The sequence below is a fragment of the Mesorhizobium sp. M0563 genome, from assembly GCF_040321065.1.
Classification (GTDB): domain Bacteria; phylum Pseudomonadota; class Alphaproteobacteria; order Rhizobiales; family Rhizobiaceae; genus Mesorhizobium.
Genome location: NZ_JAMYQV010000003.1, coordinates 172,525 through 188,805 on the forward strand (window position 1 = coordinate 172,525; position 16,281 = coordinate 188,805).

Sequence of the window (16,281 nt, forward strand, 5' to 3'; positions counted from 1 at the left end):
ATAAGCGGGAGGTGAGGATGACTGGGAAATCGCCGTTCGAAGCACTGTCGGTCGAGACACTGGCGGGCCGTCTCCGTGCCAACGGGGCCCTGTGTTCGCAGATCGGCAAGGATACGAGCCGCTGGAAGGTCCGTGAAGTCGGCGACGGCAATCTGAACCTGGTGTTCATTGTCGAGGGTGCTGAGGGTGCGGCCGTGGTCAAGCAGGCCCTGCCCTACGTCCGGCTGGTCGGCGACAGCTGGCCGCTGCCGTTGAAACGCTCCTTATTCGAATATCATGCGCTGACGCGGCAACAGGCGCGGGCGCCGGGTTCCGTGCCTGATATCTATCACTTCGACGAAGGCCAGGCGCTGATCATCATGGAATATCTGTCGCCGCACATTATCCTGCGGCGGGCGCTGATCGAGGGCCGGCAACTGCCTAACATCGCGAAAGACATCGGCCTGTTCATGGCCCGCACGCTGTTTCGCGGCTCCGACCTCAGCATGGCGACCAAGGACCGCAAGGCCGATCTGGCGCTGTTCGCCGACAATGTCGAACTCTGTGACATCACCGAGAACCTGGTTTTCTCGGACCCGTATTTCGATGCTAAGATGAACCGGCACACCAGCCCGCAGCTCGATGGCATTGTCGCCGAACTGCGCGCCGACCGCGACCTCAAGGTCGAGGCGCAGCGGATGAAGCACCTCTTCGCCGCCAATGCCGAGACGCTGCTGCATGGCGACCTGCATTCCGGCTCGATCATGGTCACCGACACCGAAACACGGATGATCGACCCCGAATTCGCCTTCTACGGCCCGATCGCCTTCGATGTTGGCATGCTGCTCGCCAATTTCTGGATGGCGTTCTTCTCGCAGCGCGGCCATGAGCAGAATGGCAAGCGCGACGCCATGCGCGCCTATCTGCTCGACGTCACGGTCGATACATGGTCGGCATTCCGCGCCGAGTTCTCGCATCTGTGGCGAACCGAGCGTGACGGCATGCTCTACCAGAAGAGCCTGTTCGAGGATCAGGGCGACAGGCTTGGCGCCGAGCAGGCGCTCGACCACATGCTGCATTCGATCTGGACCGATCTGCTCGGCTTTGCCGGCGTCGAGGTTCACCGGCGAATTCTCGGACTTGCCCACAATGCCGATTTCGAGACCATTGCCGATCAGGATCTGCGCGCCAGATGTGAGGCAAAGGCGCTGAAATTCGGCCGTCACCTCGCCGTCAACCGGCGCCAGATCCACAGCATCGACGAGGTCAACCAATTGGCCGCGCTGATCGAACGGGAGAGCAGGATTTGAACGTCGGTGACCGCCACTACCGCACGATCTGGCCGAGTGACGACGGGCGTTCGGTGGAGATCATTGACCAGCGCTGGCTGCCGCATGATTTCCGCATCGAAAAGATCGATACCGTCGCCGGCATCGCCACGGCAATCCGCGACATGTGGGTGCGCGGGGCGCCGCTGATCGGCGTCACTGCCGCCTATGGCGTCGCCATGCAGATGGCCGACGATCCGTCGGATGCGGCGCTCGACGCCGTCTGGGCAACCCTGCACGAAACGCGCCCGACGGCGATCAATTTGCGGTGGGCGCTGAATGAAATGCAGCGCTTCCTGCTGGCGCTTCCCCTGGCAGAACGTGCCGCAGCCGCCTATCGGCGTGCCGGCGAGATCGCCGACGAGGATGTCGGCCTCAACCGCGCCATCGGCGCCCATGGGCTCGAAATCATCAAGACGATCGCGGCGCGCAAGCAGCCGGGCGAACCGGTCAATATCCTGACCCACTGCAACGCCGGCTGGCTGGCCACCGTCGACTACGGCACCGCCACCGCGCCGATCTATCTGGCGACGGAAGCCGGCATTCCAGTCCACGTCTATGTCGACGAAACGCGACCGCGCAACCAGGGCGCCCAATTGACCGCCTGGGAGATGGCCGGCCACGGCGTGCCGCACACGCTGATCGTCGACAATGCCGGCGGCCATCTGATGCAGCGCGGCCAGGTCGACATGGTCGTCGTCGGCACCGACAGGACCACCGCCGACGGCGATGTCTGCAACAAGATCGGTACCTATCTCAAGGCACTGGCCGCCGCGGACAACGACGTGCCGTTCTATGTCGCGCTGCCGTCGCCGACGATCGACTGGACGGTGGGGGACGGGTTGGCCGAAATCCCGATCGAGCAGCGTTCGCCCGACGAGGTCTCGCTGGTCTGGGGCAAGACCGCTTCCGGCGAGATTGCCCAGGTCCGCGTGTCGCCGGAAGCCACGCCGGCGGCCAACCCTGCCTTCGACGTGACGCCGGCGCGGCTGGTCACCGGCTTGATCACCGAACGCGGCGTCGCCACGGCCTCGCGCGAAGGCCTGAAGGCGATGTTTCCCGAGCGCGGATGATCCGCTTTGGAGTGCCAGGAGGAGCCCTGGATTTTGCCTGATCTCACGATTTCTTGAACACGGCGCGGTTAAAAACGTCCGTTGCCTGTCCCAGATGGACGGTCGTATGCGTAGCGGCGGGGCGGCGCAACGCTCAAGCCGGGGCTGACCACGGCTCGGCGAGTGAACCAGCGGGATGCCGCGATGTCATTCAGACCGCTGCTTGGTGACGGACGGGTTCGGAGCCAGGAGGAAAAGTCGGAGCCCCTGCAAACCGCGTCATGGGTCAGCTCCTCGATCGTTTTCGACAACCGGCGGTGGGCGTGCCGGGAGGCGGAGCTCCGCTGGACAGCCCCTCATCATCTGATCGTGCTGACCGAAGAAGGCGGCACGTCCCATACGTCTATCCGGCACGAGGCAAGATCCCTCTACGACGGAATGGATCATCCCGGAGCCCTCACCTTCGTCCCGGCAGGCGCGGAGCGACAGGGCTTCTATCGCGATGTAAACCTCTCCTATTCAGCCCTGTGGATCGATTCCGATATCGGGCTTCCCGGATGCGAACGCCTGAGGAACCTGCCGATACTGGTAAACAAGAAGGACGCGGTCGTCGCCACGCTGCTGAGTTCGCTTCGCGACGAGATGGCCCTCGGTCACAAGCCGGACACTGCCTATGTCGAGCATCTGGTGGCCCTCGTCAGCCTCCGCGTGGCCAACCTGAGCCGCGAGCAACAGCCGCTCGTACGTCACGGCTGTCTCAGCCGCCGAGCACTTGGTCGAGTTCGGGATTATATCGATGCACGTATGAATTCCGACATTTCGCTAAGCGAGCTTGCAGCTGTCGCCGACTTGGCCGTCGACAGTTTTGCGCGGCGCTTCAAGGCGACGACCGGTCTTGCCCCCTATGCCTATGTAATCGAGGAACGGGTGCGGCGAGCGGAGGCACTGTTGCGCGAAACGGGTTTGTCGATCAGTACCATTGCCTTTCGGCTCGGCTTTTCAAGCCAGAGCCACTTCACCACGACGTTCCGGCGTCTCAGGGGCATGACGCCTCGTGCCTATCGGGTGAATTCTTCTCCAGAATCCTGATAGTGCCGCCGGTTTCTTGAAAGAAAGCCGCTGCGTGCGCCCCCACCTCCAGTGTCGATGACCGAACCCGAGGGTCCGCTGTCGGGGTCAAATTGCCGTCTGCGTCCTTCATTGCGACTGGGAGATCTTGCATGGCCAAAACAGACAACAGGAGGGGGCCAACGCGTCGAACCGTGTTGGAGGGCGGGGTGGCGACCGGGGTGCTCCTGGCTACCGGGATACCGGTCGGCGCCGAGCCGGCCGACACCGTCACGGCGACGGCATCTGGCACGCCGGTACCGACGATGCCGATATCGTTGCGGATCAACGCGAAGGACCTTGCCGTCGAACTCGACCCGCGGACGACGCTGCTCGATGCCCTGCGCAACCATCTCGGCCTCACCGGCTCGAAGAAGGGCTGCGATCACGGCCAGTGTGGCGCATGCACGGTGCTTGTCGATGGACGCCGGATCAATTCCTGCCTGACGCTTGCCGCAATGCATGATGGCGACGAGATCACCACGGTCGAGGGCCTTGCCGAGGGTGACCGGCTGCATCCGGTGCAGGCCGCCTTCGTCGCCCGCGACGGTTTCCAGTGCGGCTACTGTACGCCAGGCCAGATCTGCTCGGCGGTCGGTATGCTGGGCGAAGCCAAGGCCGGCTGGCCGAGCCATGCGAGCGCCGACGTGGCAGCGGCTTCCGTCGCTCTCAGCGATGCCGAGATCCGCGAGCGGATGAGCGGCAACATCTGCCGTTGTGCCGCTTATCCGAACATCGTCGCTGCAATCCGCGACGCGGCAGAGGAGGCATGAGCAATGCAGTCCTTCACTTATGAACGTGCAACGAGTGCCCAGCAGGCGGCCGCCGCGGTCGCGGCCCGGCCGGACGCCAAGTTCATCAGCGGCGGCACCAACCTGCTCGACCTGATGAAGCTCGATATCGAGCGCCCAGCGCATCTCGTCGACATCAGCCGGCTGCCGCTTGATCGGATCGAGGAGACGGCAGAAGGCGGGCTTCGGGTCGGCGCCCAGGTCCGCAACAGCGATCTTGCCGCCGACCCGCGGGTGAGGTCCCGCTATCCGATGCTCACACAAGCGCTGCTGGCGGGAGCGTCCGGCCAGATACGCAACAAGGCCTCGACCAGCGGCAATCTCCTGCAACGCACGCGCTGCCCCTACTTCTACGACCGCAACATGCCCTGCGACAAGCGCCAGCCGGGTTCGGGCTGCGCGGCGCTTCAAGGCTTCAACCGCATGCACGCTGTACTGGGCGCGAGCGAAGCCTGCATCGCGGTCCATCCTTCGGACATGGCGGTCGCCATGTCCGGGCTCGACGCCAGGATCGAGACCGTTTCGCCCGGCGGCGAGACCCGCACGATCCCGATCGGCAATTTCCATCGATTGCCCGAGACGATGCCCCATGTGGAGACCGTGCTCGGCCACGGCGAAATGGTCGTCGCGGTTACCCTGCCGCCGCCACCACCCGGCCGGCAGCTTTACCGCAAAGTGCGCGACCGAGCTTCCTACGCCTTCGCGCTGGTGTCGGTGGCAGCAATCGTCGAAAAAAGCGGCGATCGTATCCGAAGCGCTCGGATCGCCATGGGCGGCGTGGCAGCGAAACCCTGGCGCGCGACGGAGGCGGAGCGCGGGCTGGCAGGCGCAGCGGCGTCCGACGATACCTTTACCGACGCTGCCGAAGCCGCGCTCGCCGGAGCCGTTGGGCATGGCGCCAATGACTTCAAGATCCCGCTGGCGAAACGAACGGTGCGGCACACACTCGCTGCTGCCGTCGAGAGTGCGTGAGGCGACACGATGACAGAGACGACGACCCGAACAGCGGTTCCCAGATGCAGGCGACGAGCAGGAGATCGATATGAAACTCACGCGACGCGCCGTTGCCGCCGCGGGTGGCGGCCTTTTTGTTTCTGCCGCCGCAGCTTGGGGCGCCACATCCGACCCGGGAGCTCGTCACGTGCTCGAGGCCGCCGTCGACGCCTTCTTTGCCGGCTGGGCCTCCGGCGACTGGACGGCATTCCTTGATTGTTGCGATGAGACGATGACCTTCCAATTCCCTGTCGGCGAGCAACGAGGCCGACACGGACCGCCAGACGGCAAGCCGGCACTCGCAGCCTGGACCGCCGCGCATCAAGCGCAAGGAAACAGGATCACGAAATCGACCGTCGATCTCAAGCTCTTCGCCGCCGACTGGGTCATCGTCTGCGATCGCGGGAGCGGGACAATCAGCGGCGCGCCCTACACTGGCCTGCATGCGATCTTCATGCGCGCCGGCCCGACAGGGAAGCTGGTCGAGTTTCGCGAGTATTTCGGCGAGATCGCCGCGTGAGCTCCGGCCGCTGCGCGACGAACATGAAGGTGCGAGGAAAGAGGCGTCGTCGCGGCCTCGATGCTTCCGAACTCCAAATGAAAATCTTTAGGTGACTTATGAACGAGACCATACCCGGACTGCCCGGCTCCGCCACCCATTCAAGAGTGAAACCGCGTCCCGGTGCTGGCATCATCGGGAGGCCGATCGACCGCATCGACGGTCCGCTCAAAGTGACGGGCGGCGCCACATACGCTTACGAGAATGAGCTGGATGGTACAGCCTATGGCTACATTCTCGGCGCCGCCGTCGCCAAGGGCCGCATCGCCGAGATCGACACGACCGAAGCCGAACGGGCGCCGGCAGTGCTGCTCGTCATGACGCACCGCAATGCGCCGGCCCAGCCGGATTTCGGCCCGGCGGTCACGCCGACGGTGCCGGAGGTCTTCACCCGCGCCCGGCCCGCGCTCAACAGCGATCGGGTGCGGTATTGCGACGAGCCGGTCGCGCTGGTCGTTGCGGAGACATTCGAGGCGGCACGCGCTGCTGCGGGCCTCATCAGAGTGCGCTACGACGAGGAGCCGGGCCTCTACGATCTACCGGGACATATCGCCGACTCCTACGCGCCAAAGCGGACCAATGCCGGCTTCGAGACCGACAGCGTGGTCGGCGACTTCGAGCGCGCCTTTGCGACGGCGCCGATCAAGATCGATGCCGCTTACCGGACCCCCTTCGAACATCACAATCCGATGGAGCCGCATGCGACGCTCGCCGCCTGGTCAGGCAACGAGCTGACGATCCGTACATCGGCGCAGACCCTCGCGAACTTCCGGGCCGGCGTCGCCAGCACGCTTCGCATCCCGCGCTCGCTCTATGCGGCGCCGAACCGTCTCACCCGCCATCGCCTGGTTCCGCTGGACATCAACCGCGGCGAATGGATGCGCTCGCCGGGCGAAGCGCCCGGCATGCTGGCTTTCGAATGCGCAGTGGATGAGCTCGCCGAGCGGGTCGGCCTGGACCCGATCGAACTCAGGATCCGCAACGAACCGGCTCAGGATCCCGAGCGCGAAGTGCCGTTCTCCACCCGCAATCTCGTCGCCTGCATGGAGGAAGGCGCCCGCCGTTTCGGTTGGGAGCGGAGAAACCCGACACCGGGCCGCACCCGGGAGGGCCGGAAGCTCATCGGCTACGGCATGGCGGCGGCGATCCGTCCGAACTACATCGGCGCGGCGACGGCGCGGGTTGCGATCGACCGGGACGGTCGGGTGACGGCGCGGCTCGACATGACCGACATTGGGACCGGCACCTATACGATCCTGACCCAGATTGCTGCCGAGAGCCTCGGCGTGCCGATCTCGTCCGTCAAGGTGGAGCTCGGCGACAGCCGCTTCCCGCGTACCGCCGGCTCCGGCGGGTCCTGGGGCGCGGCGAGCGCGGGTTCGGCCCTGTATAATGCGTGCAACGCCCTCAAAGGACGGATCCTGGACGCGGCGCAGTCGAGCGAAGCGTCACCGTTGCGCGGCGCGAACGCCACCGAGGCAAACTTTGCCGACAGCGAGGTCAGGATCGGCCAGCGATCGGCGAGCCTGGCCGATCTCATCGGGAGGATCGCTCCCGACGGGTTCGAGGCCGAAGGCTCCGTAGCCGCAGGCGCCACCACCGAGTCGTACAAGACTTATTCGCAGCATTCGTACGGAGCGCATTTCGCCAAGGTCGCTGTCGATTGCGACACCGGTGAAATCCGCATGCGCCGGATGCTGACTGTGGTCGGCGCGGGCCGTATCCTCAACCCCAAGACTGCACGCTCGCAAATCATCGGCGGCATGACCTGGGGGATCGGTGCGGCGCTGATGGAGCAGACGGTGCTCGATCCGCGCTATGGCCACTTCGTCAATCACGATCTTGCCGAATATCACGTCCCGGTCAATGGCGACGTCCCCGAGATGGAAGTCGTCTTCCTCGAGGAAGATGACGACAAGGCCAATCCACTTGGCGCGAAGGGTCTCGGCGAGCTCGGCGTCTGCGGTGCGGGGGCTGCCGTCGCCAACGCCATTTACAACGCGACCGGAGTGCGTGTGCGTGAATTTCCCATCACCTTGGACAAGGTGCTGCCTGCCTTGCCCGTGATCGCCATTTGACGCTGCGACGTATCAGCGCCTCCCTCGCCCTCAAGGGTGACCAAGTCGGAACGGATGGCCATTTCTGCGCCATCCGCGACGACGTCGGTGGTTGACAGCGTTATCCGGCCCTTCCATACAAACGCCGTCAATGTTCTCAGGGCGGGGTGAAAGTCCCCACCGGCGGTAAGGGTCTCGGCCAAGCCCGCGAGCGCTTTCCGGACTACCGGAAAGGTCAGCAGATTCGGTGTGATTCCGGAGCCGACGGTTACAGTCCGGATGAAAGAGAACGAATGGAAGACGGTCCGCCTTCGCGGTTCGGACTCCGTATCGTGCGTCCTGATTCTGGTTCGAAACGGAAGGATGGACCCATGAATCAGCATTCCCAGAACGACTATGAAACGATCCGCGTTGCCGTCATTCGGGCGCGCTGGCACGCCGATATCGTCGACCAATGCGTTGAAGCATTCGAGGCGGAACTGGCGGTTGTCGGGGAGAAACGCTTTGCCGTCGATGTCTTCGATGTGCCGGGCGCCTTTGAGATTCCCCTGCATGCAAAAACGCTTGCCGAGACCGGCCGCTATGCCGCTATCCTCGGCGCCGCGTTCGTCGTCAATGGCGGCATCTACCGGCATGAGTTCGTGGCGAGCGCGGTCATCGACGGCATGATGAACGTGCAATTGTCGACTGGCGTGCCGGTGCTGTCGGCGGTGCTGACGCCGCACAACTACCATGACAGCGCTGACCATCACCGCTTCTTCTTCGAGCATTTCAGGGTCAAGGGCAAAGAGGCGGCCAGCGCCTGCGTGCAACTGCTGGCGACACGCGAACGCATCGCGGCGTGAAATCTCCGCCGCCGGGTGGAAATCCCGGTAAGGCGCTGTAGTATCTCACGAAAACCAGGGAGGATGCCGGTGCAGACCAAGAAGATCATCAATGACGGCAACCGCTCCGTCGACGAGATGCTGGAGGGCATTCTGGCCGCGCATCCGCGCCATCTCAGACGTGCGGACGGCAGCCCCCGCTCCATCGTCGCCCGCGACGGGCCACGCCCCGGCAAGGTCGGCCTCGTCATCGGTGGTGGCTCGGGCCACGAGCCGACCTTCCTCGGCTTCGTCGGCAAGGGGCTTGCCGACGCGGCCGCGATCGGCAACGTTTTTGCCTCGCCGCCGCCGGACCCGATTCTTGAATGCGCCAAGGCGGCCAGCGGCGGTGCTGGCGTGCTATTCATGTACGGCAACTATGCCGGCGACGTGATGAATTTCGACATGGCCGCCGAAATAGCGGCAATGGACAACATCGAAGTGCGCACCGTTCTGACCACCGACGATGTCGCCTCGGCGCCGCGCGACCAGAGACAGAAGCGGCGCGGCGTCGCCGGCAATTTCTTCATCTTCAAGGCTGTCGGTGCCGCATGCGACCGGATGCTGACATTCGATGAATGCGAGCGTATCGCCAGGAAGGCCAACGATCAGACCTTCACTATGGGCGTGGCGCTTTCGCCCTGTTCGCTGCCGCAGACCCGCCGGCCGAATTTCGAAATCGGACCGGACGAGATGGAGATCGGCATGGGCATCCATGGCGAGCCGGGCATCGCACGCGGAAAACTAAAGACGGCCGACGAGATCACCGACGAGATGCTGGACAAGATCCTCGACGAAATGGCGCCGACGCGCAGCGACAAGGTCGCCGTGCTGGTCAATTCGCTCGGTTCGACGCCGCTGATGGAGCTCTACATCATGAACCGGCGGGTCAAGCAGAGGCTCGACGACATCGGCGTTTCCGTCCACGCGACCTGGGTCGGCAATTATTGCACCTCGCTCGAAATGGCCGGCGCCTCAGTGACGCTGATGCATCTCGACGGCGAATTGCAGGAGATGCTCGACCATCCCTGCGACTGCGCCATGTTCCGCGCCGGCTGAGAAAGCATCATGACCTCGATCGACTCAGCCGGCTTGAAAAGAATGTTCGATGAGATCGCGGCGGCGATCGACGCCGACAAGGACAGGCTCTGCCAACTCGACGGCGTCATCGGCGACGCCGACCACGGCATCGCCATGGCGCTCGGCTTCGGCGCGGTACGCGAGGCGCTGGCGCAACTCGACCTCGCGGCGACCGGACCGACGGCGCTGCTCAATACCGCGGCAAAGTCGTTCCTCAACGCCGTCGGCGCGTCGTCAGGCCCACTCTATGCGACCGCCTTCATGCGCGCTGCCGCCGCCGTCAAAGGCAAGGCAATTCTGGAGGATGCTGACATCATCGCCATGCTCCGGGCGATGGCGCAAGGCATCCAGGATCGCGGCAAGGCCGAGCTCGGCGAAAAGACCATGGTCGACGCCTGGCTGCCGGCAGCACAGGCAGCGGGCGCCGCGCAGGAAGCCGGCAAGACCCTGTTGGAGAGCTTGGAAACTGCACTCGCCGCAGCCGAACGGGGCGCCGAGGCAACCAAGAACATGATCGCCTTCAAGGGCCGCTCCTCGCGGCTCGGCGAACGATCGCTCGGGCATATGGATCCCGGCGCTGCCTCGGCCGTCACGATCATCAAAGCGATACGGGACAGTCTGGCTTAACGGACCTTCGCCGCGTCGAGCCTATCGATGGCCTGGACATTGCCGGCCGACGGTCCCTTCTCATCGAATTCCGAGGCAAGCCATGCATCGACGATCGACTTGGCCAATTCCGGGCCGATGACGCGCGCGCCCATGGTGATGATCTGGGCGTTGTTGGATTTTGCAGCGCGCTCGGCCGAATAGGTGTCGTGGGTGAGTGCGGCGCGAATGCCGGGAACCTTGTTGGCGGAAATGGATACGCCGATGCCGGTGCCGCAAAACAGGATGCCGCGATCGTTCTCGCCGTCCAGGATGGTCTGGGCGAGCTTCTGCGACAGGTCGGCGTAGTAGCCCGTCTGGCTGAGATCGCTGACCGTGAGGCCGGGCTTGGTGGCCAGGTGAGCGGCGATGACATCGAGCAGCGGTTTGCCGGCGCTGTCGGCTCCAATGGCTATTTTCATGTTCGGTTTCCTTCCTGTTCGATGGTTCAGATCGCCGCTGAGGCGCGTTTGAGGATGTCTATATAGCCGTCCGCCTGCCAGGCGGAACGGCCGATGAACAAGCCGTCTATATGAGACTGTCCGATCAGTTCGGCGGCATTTTGCGGATTGACGCTGCCGCCATAAAGCACCGGCGGCACGGCCGGCAGCAGGTCGCGCGCGATTTTCTTGATCAGCGCCTGCTGTCTGCCGGCATAGTCCGAGCTTGCCGGCACGCCCTTGTCGCCGATCGCCCAGACCGGCTCATAGGCAAACAGGATCGTCGCCGCCCTGGCCGCGCCTTCGAGAAACTGCAGCGCGCCGTGCACCTGCAAGGCCAGCACCGTATCCGCCTGCCCGCTGTCGCGTTGAGCCAAAGTCTCGCCGACGCAGATCAGTGGCACGAGACCGTGCTTCACCGCCGCTGCGGTCTTCAGCCCGACAGCCTTGTCGGTCTCGCCGAAATGCTCGCGCCGTTCGCTGTGGCCCAACTCTACCATATCAAGTTCGCAGTCTTTCAGCATTACCGGCGAGATCTCGCCGGTCCAAGCGCCGGCGTCAGCCCAATGCATGTTCTGCGCGCCGACCTTGATGCGCGTCGGCGACAGCGCTTTCTTGACCTCGCGGACCGCCGTGAAGGGTGGGATGACGAAGGGCTGGATGCGCTCGTCGAAACCGGGGACGAACTCGGCCAATGCCCTCGTGAAAGCCATCGCCTCGGCGAGCGTCTTGTTCATTTTCCAGCTGGTGCCGACCCAGTAAACCATGCGTGCTCCTCCTACTCTGCGACCACTGTCAGCGACACGCCGGCACCATCCAGCGCCGCACGCATCTGCGGCTGCGGCTCGCGGCCGGTGAAGACGGTATCGAAAGCCTTGAGATCGGTCAGGAAATGCAAGGCTGTGCGGCCGAACTTGCCGTGATCGACCAGCAGATATTTGCGCGCCGCAGCGGCCATCATCAGCCGTTTGGTCTGGACCACTTCCTGATCCTGGTGAAAGGCGGAAGCGCCGTGGATAGCCGATGACGACAGGAAGGCGACATCGGCGCGCAATGATTTCAGCGTGTCCTCGGCGAGCAGGCCGAAGAAGCCGTGAAACTTCTTGCTGTACTGGCCGCCGAGCGCAATCAGGTTGATGCCGGCAACGCCCGCCAAATCCTGGATGACAGCCAGATTGTTCGAGATCACCGTCAGCGGACGCAGATCGGCGAGATGCCGAGCAACGCCGCCCGCGGTCGAGCCGTCGTCGATGATCACCGTCTGACCCGGTTCGATCATCGTCACGGCAGCGGCGGCGATGCGCTTTTTCTCGTCGCCGGCCAGTCTCTGGCGGTAGCGGAAATCGCTCTCGAAAAGGCTGCTCGGCTGAATCGAGGCGCCGCCGCGTACCTTGCGCAGGAAGCCGCCCTCCTCGAGCTCGTCGAGGTCGCGGTGGACGGTCATCTTGGAGACGCCGAAGCGCGAGGCAAGATCGTCGACACTGGCGGTGCCGGTGTCCATCAGAAAATCCATGATGCCTTGCCGACGGCCGTCGCTCTTCATTTCCGCGGCTTCCTCGTGCAATCCGAACCACGTTCCGAGATATAACAGGAAACATCGCATAGCCACCAGTATTTTTGTGATAATGTTATACCTGCCTGGGATATCATGACGCTTCTGACGGCGTGCCGTAACAAGAATTGCTGTCGGCCGGGCGTCCAGCGGTTGCGGTGCAGCGGAAATCCGGCCAGAAGCTTTAGCGGGCTCGACAATAGCCGAACAGCCCGCAAACACTGGCTCGAAACCGGATACGGGAGACTACTGAGTGGCTCGCATCACACTGAGACAATTGCTCGATCATGCCGCCGAATACGGTTATGGCGTGCCTGCCTTCAACATGAACAATATGGAACAGGGCCTCGCCATCATGGAGGCAGCCGAGGAGACCAAATCGCCGGTCATCCTGCAGGCGAGCCGCGGCGCGCGGGCCTACGCCAACGATGTCGTGCTGGCCAAGCTGATCGACGCGCTGGTCGAAATCCATCCTGATATCCCGGTCTGCATGCATCTCGACCATGGCAACAACGAAGCGACCTGCGTTACCGCGATCCAGTACGGCTTCACCTCGGTGATGATGGACGGATCGCTGAAGGAAGACGGCAAGACGCCGGCCGACTACGCCTATAATTCCGATATCACCCGCCGCGTCGTCGATATGGCGCATTGGGGCGGCGTGTCGGTGGAGGGCGAGATCGGCGTTCTCGGATCGCTGGAGATGGGCGGCGGCGAACAGGAGGACGGCCATGGCGTCGAGGGCGTCATCAGCCACGATCAGCTGCTGACCGACCCGGTTCAGGCCGAACAGTTCGTGCGCGACACCCGTGTCGATGCGCTGGCCGTCGCCATGGGCACCAGCCACGGCGCCTACAAGTTCAGCCGCAAGCCGGACGGCGCGGTGCTTGCCATGAACGTCATCGAGGAAATCCACCGCCGCTTGCCGAACATGCACCTCGTCATGCACGGCTCGTCCTCGGTGCCGGAGGAGCTGCAGGAGATCATCAACAAATATGGCGGCCAGATGAAGCCGACATGGGGGGTGCCGGTCGAGGAAATCCAGCGCGGCATCAAGCATGGCGTGCGCAAGATCAATATCGATACCGACAACCGCATGGCGCTGACCGGCGCGATCCGCAAGGTGCTGACCGAGAACCCGAGCGAATTCGATCCGCGCAAATATCTGACGCCGGCGATGGCCGCCATGCGGAAGCTGTGCAAGGAGCGTTTCGAGCAGTTCGGCACTGCCGGCAACGCACCGAGGATCAAGCCGCTGCCGGTCTCGGAAATGGCCAAGCGCTACAAGTCGGGCAGTCTCGATCCGAAATTCGGCTGACATATTCCGGTTCTGAGCAGGAGCCGCGTCGGCACCTGCTCATCCATCATGCTTTCGGCAAAAGACCGGCCCTGCCGGCCTCGATGAAGGGCGCCCAATAGTCGACCGATTCGCGGATCATGGCGACGACCTGGTGGTCGACGGGCTCGCGTTCGCGGAACGACAATTCGAGGCAGATCTCATTGTCGACGCCGCCGCCACGGCGAACAGTGTCCAGCAGCTTTTCCGGCGTGATGCGGCCGTCCTTGTTGTAGGCGGCAATGAACGGCCAATGGCCACCCTTGTTCATTGAGGATTGCTTGACGTGGATGATCGGCGATTCCTTTGGAAAGGCTTCGGCCCAGGCATAGGGGTCGATGTCGTCCGGATTGCTCGACGTCACGTCGCCATGGTCGATATCGACCATCATCTTGAGCGGGATCGCCATGCCGGCCGCATCGATCTCGCTCTGCAGCGTCCGGCAGCTTTCGATCGTATGGCCGAACTCGCGGCCGACCGACATCGGCTCCCAGAACAGGTAGGTCAAGCCGGCCGCTTTGGCGTGCTCGGCGACCGCGCGCCAGCATTCCAGCGCGATCTCGAAAAGCCGCGCGCGACGCTCGGGATCGTCATAGTCACGATGAGTGAAGATCGCGAATTGCGTGCCCATGCCGCGGGCGCCGAGCTCGGCCGAAATTTCGGCAAAGGTCTTGAACCAGTCGACATAATAGCGCCGCACGTCGGCATCGGGATGGCCGAAATGATTGAGCCGGCCGTAGGGGCCGGTCATCGCGGAGGTCACACGCACGCCGGTGCGGTTGAGAGCGGAGCGGAACAGGCGGATGAATTTGGCGATCGTCGCCGCCGGCCAACCGGGATTGACGAATTCATGCGTGAGCTGCACGTCGCGGATGCCGATGTCGTAGGCGATCGCATCGATCAGATCGTCCGGTTCGGCGAAACGATTGACCAGCGGGTTGGTGTTGAGGGACAGCGTAAAGGCCATCAGCCTGCCTTCGCCAGCCGGCTCGAGCACCAGTCTTCGAAGGCGGTTCTTTCTGCGGCGGACAGATGCAGTCCGTGTTTGGTGCGCCGTTCGAGAATATCGGCGGCCGTCTCGGCCCATTCATGCTCGAACAGGTAATTGGCTTCGCGCTCGAACAAATCCTTGCCGAAGCGCCGCCCCAGTTCAGCGAGCGAACCGGCCGCGCCGACCAGATCACGCGTCCTTGTGCCGTAGAGCCGGCCATAATGCTTGACCAGCGAGGCCGGCATCCAGGGATATTCGTGGCCGAGGTCACCGAGGAACTGCTCGAAATCGGCATTGGCGATATCGCCGCCTGGCAGATGTCCTTTCGAGGTCCACGGCTTGCCCATCTTCGGGAAGAACGGGGCGATGCGGTCGAGCGCGTGCTCGGCCAGCTTGCGGAAGGTGGTGATCTTGCCACCGAAGACGGAAAGCAGCGGCGCCTGTCCCGCCGCCACGTCGAGCTCGAAAATATAGTCGCGGGTGACCGCGCTCGGATTGTCGGCATTGTCGTCATAAAGCGGCCTGACGCCGGAAAACGAGTAGACGACGTCGCTGCGCGCAAGCTGGCGCTTGAAGTAGCGGTTGACCACCTTAATCAGGTAGTCGACCTCGCTGGCGTCGGCGGTCACGTCTTCCGGCCGCCCGTCATAAGGAATGTCGGTGGTGCCGATCAGCGCCAGATCGTTCTGGTAGGGATTGATGAAGATCACGCGCTTGTCGCTGTTCTGGACGAGATAGGCTTGCCGGCCTTCCCAGAATTTCGGCACGACGATGTGGCTGCCCTTGACCAGGCGCACGTTGCGCCTGGAATTCTGGCCAGCGACGCGATTGATGATGTCATTGACCCAGGGGCCGGCGGCGTTGACCAGCGCCCGTGCCCGAACCGTGGTCCTGACGCCGGTTCGACCGTCGCGCATCTCCACCGACCACAGGCCGTTTTCGCGGCGGGCGGCGGTGCAGGCAGTGCGGGTGAATATCCTGGTCCCACGCTCCGCGGCGTCGAGCGCGTTGATGACGACCAGGCGGGCGTCGTCGACCCAGCAGTCGGAATATTCGAAGCCGCGTTTGAAGCTGTCCTTGATCGGCGCGCCCTCGGGTGCGGTGCGCAGGTCAAGCGTGCGAGTGGCCGGCAGCCGCTTGCGGCCGCCAAGATGGTCGTAGAGGAACAGGCCGAGCCGGACCAGCCAGGCCGGCCGATCATCCGGGCTGTGCGGCAGCACGAAGCGCATCGGCCAGATGATGTGCGGCGCGGATTCCAGCAGCACCTCGCGCTCGATAAGCGCCTCCCGCACTAGGCGGAACTCGTAGTATTCGAGATAGCGCAAACCGCCATGGACGAGCTTTCCCGATCGCGAACTGGTGCCTTCGGCGAGATCGTCTTTTTCGCAGAGGATGACCGACAGCCCCCGGCCTGCTGCATCGCGCGCAATGCCGGCGCCATTGACGCCGCCGCCAATGACGAAGAGATCGACGATTTCGCTGTCACCGCTCATCTCGCTCTATGCCCT

The 16,281-nt window shown here is 63.7% G+C and carries 16 protein-coding genes and 1 riboswitch; of the genes, 11 read left to right on the top strand and 5 right to left on the bottom strand.

Annotated elements, in window-relative coordinates; genetic code table 11:
* Positions 1-17 precede the first annotated feature (17 nt).
* The 10 genes from mtnK to dhaL all read left to right on the top strand — a co-directional run bounded on the left by mtnK (position 18) and on the right by dhaL (position 10,436).
* The gene (mtnK, locus tag NKI50_RS06135; RefSeq protein WP_023716744.1) at positions 18-1,289 is read left to right on the top strand and encodes an S-methyl-5-thioribose kinase; all 1,272 of its coding nucleotides are present in this window, start codon (positions 18-20) and stop codon (positions 1,287-1,289) included.
* Complete coding sequence (gene mtnA / locus NKI50_RS06140) at positions 1,286-2,380, top strand: S-methyl-5-thioribose-1-phosphate isomerase (protein WP_023716743.1); 1,095 nt, start codon at positions 1,286-1,288, stop codon at positions 2,378-2,380. Before mtnK ends, mtnA begins: the two co-directional genes overlap by 4 nt.
* Positions 2,381-2,563: 183 nt before the next feature.
* Positions 2,564-3,448 (top strand): helix-turn-helix domain-containing protein, encoded by an 885-nt coding sequence (locus NKI50_RS06145; protein WP_023716742.1) that lies wholly within the window; start codon positions 2,564-2,566, stop codon positions 3,446-3,448.
* A gap of 131 nt (positions 3,449-3,579) precedes the next feature.
* Entirely contained in the window at positions 3,580-4,239 is a 660-nt protein-coding gene (locus NKI50_RS06150; RefSeq protein ID WP_023716741.1) for a 2Fe-2S iron-sulfur cluster-binding protein, read from the top strand.
* Positions 4,240-4,242: 3 nt separating this feature from the next.
* Entirely contained in the window at positions 4,243-5,229 is a 987-nt protein-coding gene (locus NKI50_RS06155) for an FAD binding domain-containing protein (protein WP_023716740.1), read from the top strand.
* A 70-nt stretch (positions 5,230-5,299) separates the two neighbouring features.
* Positions 5,300-5,770 (top strand): nuclear transport factor 2 family protein, encoded by a 471-nt coding sequence (locus NKI50_RS06160; RefSeq protein WP_023716739.1) that lies wholly within the window; start codon positions 5,300-5,302, stop codon positions 5,768-5,770.
* Positions 5,771-5,868: 98 nt separating this feature from the next.
* Positions 5,869-7,887 carry a xanthine dehydrogenase family protein molybdopterin-binding subunit gene (locus NKI50_RS06165; RefSeq protein WP_036244135.1) on the top strand — a complete coding sequence of 673 codons (2,019 nt, stop codon included), beginning with the start codon at positions 5,869-5,871 and terminating at the stop codon, positions 7,885-7,887.
* Positions 7,888-8,015: 128 nt separating this feature from the next.
* A riboswitch (FMN riboswitch) is annotated at positions 8,016-8,161 on the top strand.
* 76 nt (positions 8,162-8,237) lie between these two features.
* Positions 8,238-8,711, top strand: a complete 474-nt coding sequence (locus tag NKI50_RS06170) for a 6,7-dimethyl-8-ribityllumazine synthase (RefSeq protein WP_023716737.1) — start codon at positions 8,238-8,240, stop codon at positions 8,709-8,711.
* Between the two features lie 69 nt (positions 8,712-8,780).
* Positions 8,781-9,788 carry a dihydroxyacetone kinase subunit DhaK gene (locus NKI50_RS06175; RefSeq protein WP_023716736.1) on the top strand — a complete coding sequence of 336 codons (1,008 nt, stop codon included), beginning with the start codon at positions 8,781-8,783 and terminating at the stop codon, positions 9,786-9,788.
* Between the two features lie 9 nt (positions 9,789-9,797).
* Complete coding sequence (gene dhaL, locus NKI50_RS06180; RefSeq protein WP_023716735.1) at positions 9,798-10,436, top strand: dihydroxyacetone kinase subunit DhaL; 639 nt, start codon at positions 9,798-9,800, stop codon at positions 10,434-10,436.
* Here the strand turns inward: dhaL and derI are convergent.
* From derI to NKI50_RS06195, 3 genes are read right to left on the bottom strand one after another with little or no spacing between them, the layout of a single operon-like run.
* The gene (derI, locus tag NKI50_RS06185) at positions 10,433-10,876 is read right to left on the bottom strand and encodes a D-erythrulose-4-phosphate isomerase (RefSeq protein ID WP_023716734.1); all 444 of its coding nucleotides are present in this window, start codon (positions 10,874-10,876) and stop codon (positions 10,433-10,435) included. The genes dhaL and derI overlap by 4 nt on opposite strands.
* Positions 10,877-10,902: 26 nt before the next feature.
* The gene (locus NKI50_RS06190; protein WP_023716733.1) at positions 10,903-11,661 is read right to left on the bottom strand and encodes a triose-phosphate isomerase; all 759 of its coding nucleotides are present in this window, start codon (positions 11,659-11,661) and stop codon (positions 10,903-10,905) included.
* A gap of 11 nt (positions 11,662-11,672) precedes the next feature.
* A complete protein-coding gene (locus tag NKI50_RS06195) occupies positions 11,673-12,437 on the bottom strand; it encodes a DeoR/GlpR family DNA-binding transcription regulator (protein ID WP_031193326.1) in 765 nt (254 codons plus the stop codon).
* A gap of 262 nt (positions 12,438-12,699) precedes the next feature.
* On the opposite strand from NKI50_RS06195, the gene fba reads away from it, so the two are divergent.
* Positions 12,700-13,764, top strand: coding sequence for a class II fructose-bisphosphate aldolase (gene fba, locus NKI50_RS06200; RefSeq protein WP_023716732.1), 1,065 nt, complete (start codon positions 12,700-12,702; stop codon positions 13,762-13,764).
* A gap of 46 nt (positions 13,765-13,810) precedes the next feature.
* Here fba and NKI50_RS06205 read toward each other — a convergent pair whose 3' ends face one another.
* On the bottom strand, positions 13,811-14,749 hold the full coding sequence (locus tag NKI50_RS06205; RefSeq protein ID WP_023716731.1) for a sugar phosphate isomerase/epimerase family protein: 939 nt from the start codon (positions 14,747-14,749) through the stop codon (positions 13,811-13,813).
* Complete coding sequence (locus NKI50_RS06210; protein ID WP_023716730.1) at positions 14,749-16,266, bottom strand: glycerol-3-phosphate dehydrogenase; 1,518 nt, start codon at positions 16,264-16,266, stop codon at positions 14,749-14,751. The genes NKI50_RS06205 and NKI50_RS06210 overlap by 1 nt, the downstream gene beginning before the upstream one ends.
* Positions 16,267-16,281: the final 15 nt, after the last annotated feature.

Coding starts and splice junctions, on each gene's coding strand:
- NKI50_RS06170 (WP_023716737.1), top strand. CDS start 8,238: ATGAATCAGCATTCCCAGAACGACTATGAAACGATCCGCGTTGCCGTC.
- NKI50_RS06210 (WP_023716730.1), bottom strand. CDS start 16,266: ATGAGCGGTGACAGCGAAATCGTCGATCTCTTCGTCATTGGCGGCGGC.
- mtnK (WP_023716744.1), top strand. CDS start 18: ATGACTGGGAAATCGCCGTTCGAAGCACTGTCGGTCGAGACACTGGCG.
- NKI50_RS06195 (WP_031193326.1), bottom strand. CDS start 12,437: ATGAAGAGCGACGGCCGTCGGCAAGGCATCATGGATTTTCTGATGGAC.
- dhaL (WP_023716735.1), top strand. CDS start 9,798: ATGACCTCGATCGACTCAGCCGGCTTGAAAAGAATGTTCGATGAGATC.
- NKI50_RS06190 (WP_023716733.1), bottom strand. CDS start 11,661: ATGGTTTACTGGGTCGGCACCAGCTGGAAAATGAACAAGACGCTCGCC.
- NKI50_RS06145 (WP_023716742.1), top strand. CDS start 2,564: ATGTCATTCAGACCGCTGCTTGGTGACGGACGGGTTCGGAGCCAGGAG.
- NKI50_RS06165 (WP_036244135.1), top strand. CDS start 5,869: ATGAACGAGACCATACCCGGACTGCCCGGCTCCGCCACCCATTCAAGA.
- NKI50_RS06205 (WP_023716731.1), bottom strand. CDS start 14,749: ATGGCCTTTACGCTGTCCCTCAACACCAACCCGCTGGTCAATCGTTTC.
- NKI50_RS06155 (WP_023716740.1), top strand. CDS start 4,243: ATGCAGTCCTTCACTTATGAACGTGCAACGAGTGCCCAGCAGGCGGCC.
- NKI50_RS06160 (WP_023716739.1), top strand. CDS start 5,300: ATGAAACTCACGCGACGCGCCGTTGCCGCCGCGGGTGGCGGCCTTTTT.
- derI (WP_023716734.1), bottom strand. CDS start 10,876: ATGAAAATAGCCATTGGAGCCGACAGCGCCGGCAAACCGCTGCTCGAT.
- NKI50_RS06150 (WP_023716741.1), top strand. CDS start 3,580: ATGGCCAAAACAGACAACAGGAGGGGGCCAACGCGTCGAACCGTGTTG.